2 protein-coding genes are annotated in these 1,953 nt (G+C 53.8%); both read left to right on the forward strand.

Features of this window, described 5'->3' with window-relative positions:
* On the forward strand, window positions 1–466 hold a 466-nt coding region (locus tag LRP49_RS25060; protein ID WP_274146389.1), incomplete at its 5' end, for an Hcp family type VI secretion system effector.
* Window positions 467–603: 137 nt separating this feature from the next.
* The coding region (gene tssI, locus LRP49_RS25065; protein WP_274146391.1) for a type VI secretion system tip protein TssI/VgrG at window positions 604–1,953 on the forward strand (1,350 nt) is incomplete at its 3' end.

Genomic DNA, 1,953 nt, shown 5'->3' on the forward strand with positions numbered 1-1,953 from the left:
TGCAGGTGCGTTCACCGTGGATTCTGTCGGTAACATCTATGTAGAAGGCCACGAAGACCAAATGCTGGTGCAAGCCTTTGACCACATCGTGACGGTACCTACTGACCCACAAAGCGGTCAGCCTTCTGGCCAACGTGTACACAAGCCGTTCAAATTCACCGTGGCGCTGAACAAAGCCGTTCCACTGATGTACAACGCATTGGCATCGGGTGAGATGCTGCCAAAAGTGGAACTTAAGTGGTACCGCACCTCGGTCGAAGGCAAGCAAGAGCATTTCTTCTCTACCATCCTGACTGACGGCACCATCATTGATATTGATTGCCAAATGCCACACTGCCAAGACGCGAACAAGAAAGAGTTCACGCAACTGGTCACCGTGTCTGTAGCGTACCGCAAGATTGATTGGGAACACACTGTCGCTGGCACGTCCGGTGCAGATGACTGGCGCACGCCAATCGAAGCCTAATCACAGGTTTGCACTGCAACAGCAAGTCCGGTCGGGGTTTCCTTCGGACTTGCCGCTAACCCGTCTTCGGACGGGTTTCCTGCTACAAGCATTTCCCGCGCTCGGGACAATACGGTCAGTTGTTAAGGTTTCGCAGTATGGCAAGGCAAAGCGGTCTGCAATTTACACTCACGGTGGAAGGGTTACCGGAAGACACGTTCGCGGTAACGGCATTTTCGGGTAACGCCTCCCTGTCTTCCCCCTTTTCGTTTCAGGTGCAACTCGCCAGTCGTGATGAATCCCTCTCGGCGATGGACACCGTCGACCGCAACGTCTGCTTGCGTTTATGGCAAGACGGGGAAATCCAACAACGCTTTCATGGCATTATTCGCCAATTTACTGTTGGCGATACGGGGTTTCATTACACCCTATATTCATTGGAAATAGTCCCTGCCCTCGCCCGCCTTTCGCTTCGTCAGAACAGCCGTATTTTCCAGCACAAAACCGTCCCTGAGATTATCAGTGTCCTCTTGCAAGAAATGGGCATTGATGACTACGCATTTTCGATTTCCGGTAACCCTGAGCCACGCGAGTACTGCGTGCAGTATCGAGAATCAGATTTGGCCTTTGTCGAGCGACTCGCCGCTGAAGAAGGGATGTTCTATGCCTTCTACCACAACGAGAACAGCCACACCGTCCTGTTTACCGACGAAGTGCAGGCGTTGCCTGTCATCCCGTCGCCCTTGCTGTATAACGTCAACCCCGGCGGTCTCAGTACCACGCCGTTTGTGCGCGCTTGGCAAAAAATCACCCAAGTAAAACCGTCGTCTGCACAGCTCAAAGATTACAGTTTTAAAAAGCCTGCCTACGGCTTCTTGCATGATGCCACAGGCACAGAGATGACCTACCAACGCGGGACCTATGAACACTTCGATTACCCCGGCCGCTATAAAGCGGACAGCGCGGGCAAACCCTTTACCCAATATCGCCTTGAGCATTTAAGAAGCGATGCCATCACGGCGACCGCATCAAGCAATGTGTTGCCCCTGTACCCCGGACACCTCTTCACGCTGGAAGAGCACCCCGAGGAGGCCAACAACCGCAACTGGACTATCGTCAGTGCTACCTTTGACGGCACACAACCGCAAGCATTAGAAGAGCATGGCGGCGACGGCATGACGACCTTCCACAATACCTTTTCAGTCATTCCGGCTCACCGCCCGTGGCGACCCACACCACAAGCGAAACCTTGTGTACAAGGGCCGCAAATCGCCATAGTCACCGGCCCTGAAGGCGAAGAGATTTTCTGTGATGAACACGGGCGGGTGAAAGTGCAGTTCCCGTGGGACCGCTATGGCAACAGTGATGATGCATCAAGCTGTTGGGTCCGTGTATCCCAAGGCTGGGCGGGCAGCCAATATGGCATTATGGCGATTCCCCGTGTGGGCCATGAAGTGATTGTCTCCTTCTTGGAAGGTGACCCTGACCAACCAATTGTCACAGGCCGC

Origin of the sequence: Enterovibrio qingdaonensis, from assembly GCF_028683135.1 — a bacterium.
GTDB classification, from domain to species: Bacteria; Pseudomonadota; Gammaproteobacteria; order Enterobacterales; family Vibrionaceae; genus Enterovibrio; species Enterovibrio qingdaonensis.